This window comes from Dethiosulfatibacter sp., from assembly GCF_983023055.1.
Window position 1 is genome coordinate 762 of record NZ_CEZJXU010000390.1, and the last position, 1,754, is coordinate 2,515.

A 1,754-nucleotide genomic window follows, 5' to 3' on the forward strand; every position below is an offset into this window, starting at 1 on the left:
GCCTTATAGTATCTAGGATGCGCATTATATTCCTGTCGTTTTCATAATCCTTTTCTACACAGTAGGCGGTTATTAGGTTTTCACTGAAAGAACTGTTTATGTCACGGGCAACTTCCCTTACTTCCTTCTTTGAAGCCTGTCTGTTTATTATGCTGTTTACCCGATCCTCGAAATATGACTGGTTGTTTGTTGTCCTTAGGGCATCCGAGACAGACACAATTATATCCTCAAAAAAAACATCTTCAAAGACAAACACGGGAACAGCCCTATCAATTGAATAGTCCAGAACAGACTGTGGAATTTCATATTCATAAATATTTTTTATTGCCAAACCGCTGATTCTCAGGTCGATGAGCCTAAGAAGAGTCCTTTCAAGAAGATCTGCATCACCCTTGGCAAAAAACAATGTAGTTATTACAAAGTCTCCTCTTGCAAAGTTATTTTCCAGGTTTTCTTCAGTTTCATACTCAAGAATCCCAATATTGCTCACCGTATTATTAAGCCCGTTTTCTCCAGCAATGATATTGAATTTTTCAAATATTTCAAGTGACAGCAGTTCCGATATCTTTATCATATCTGTTCCTCTCAATACATATATTATTTTATTATTCCAGTATGTATCATTATTCTTAATAAATTATACAGACTAGAGACTTACTTTGTAAAGGAAATGGTGATTCCCTATGTATCCTACATCAATTTTTTTGATGATCCTCCAAAAAAATGCATGGTACCTACACAAGGACCATGCATTTAATATTATTCGTTTTTTCATTCCATATATATTTGCTACAACAAATTTATACTCTTCAAAAACTCCTCTATCTTTTCAAGAACTTCTTCAATTGTTTCAGATTCGTAGGAAATTATTTCAACGGGACACATTCCAGTCTTGTCCCTATTCATTATTTTAGGAACAATCTTCGAAGCTTCGTATTCTATATCGGCATTCTCAAAGACTTCCTTGGTCCCCTCGGAAATCATTGTAGCAAAGACTCTTTTTACATTTGCATATTCATAAAGCTGAGCCGCTCCTCTTCCTATTACCTTGTCCGCTGCTGATGCACCGTTCATATCATCGCGTATGTCCCGTACAGCTATATATAGAGGATAGATTCCTCTTTTTTTGCTTTTGAAAATACACTCTCCATCCTTTACGACAGCCAGTGTAAGCTCCTCTTTTTCAAGTAATTCCTTTGCCAGATTCAAGTCCTTCATATCAATCTCCTATTTTGTCAATTTAATATAAGTAAATATATCATATCACATTCCTAGTCTTCAAGAAGGAACATGATTTTTGTAAGAAGTTCACTTTCAGGAACCTCTTCAGGTGAATTGTAGTAGAATTCATATATAACTCCAGTGGGTTCATATTCATTCTCCTCAAGCCACTCATTCATTGCTTCATAGACAGGTTCCATCTCATTGTAGGGACCCTGATACATGCAGACAGCCTTTAGTCCTGCTGGAATTTCGCTTACCTCTATGTCATGAATACCGGCAAGCTCCTTGGAAGTTGGAAATCCAATTTCAACATCCAGATTATCCCTGTCCATGTTGTAGTAGGCTATAAAAGGCATATCCGAAGGATTTTCTCCCATTAGATTCATATGATTTAAAATAGCCTGATATGCAGTTCCTACTTCTTCCGGCAGATCATCGACAGACGTTATCTCCCTAATTGAAAGTACCGGTTGCGCTTCAGTTTCAATTACTTCAATTTCATAATCATAGTCCATAGTAATCCCCCTCTT

At 36.7% G+C, this 1,754-nt stretch carries 3 protein-coding genes; all 3 read right to left on the reverse strand.

Annotated elements, in window-relative coordinates; all coding sequences use genetic code 11:
* Window positions 1-574 (reverse strand): PucR family transcriptional regulator ligand-binding domain-containing protein (locus tag AC3AX0_RS11445; RefSeq protein WP_487550413.1); only part of this gene is annotated, 574 nt, incomplete at its 3' end.
* Between the two features lie 215 nt (window positions 575-789).
* On the reverse strand, window positions 790-1,218 hold the full coding sequence (locus AC3AX0_RS11450) for a DUF1893 domain-containing protein (protein ID WP_487550414.1): 429 nt from the start codon (window positions 1,216-1,218) through the stop codon (window positions 790-792).
* A gap of 53 nt (window positions 1,219-1,271) precedes the next feature.
* The coding region (locus AC3AX0_RS11455) for a GyrI-like domain-containing protein (RefSeq protein WP_487550415.1) at window positions 1,272-1,754 on the reverse strand (483 nt) is incomplete at its 5' end.

Coding starts and splice junctions, on each gene's coding strand:
- AC3AX0_RS11450 (WP_487550414.1), bottom strand. CDS start 1,218: ATGAAGGACTTGAATCTGGCAAAGGAATTACTTGAAAAAGAGGAGCTT.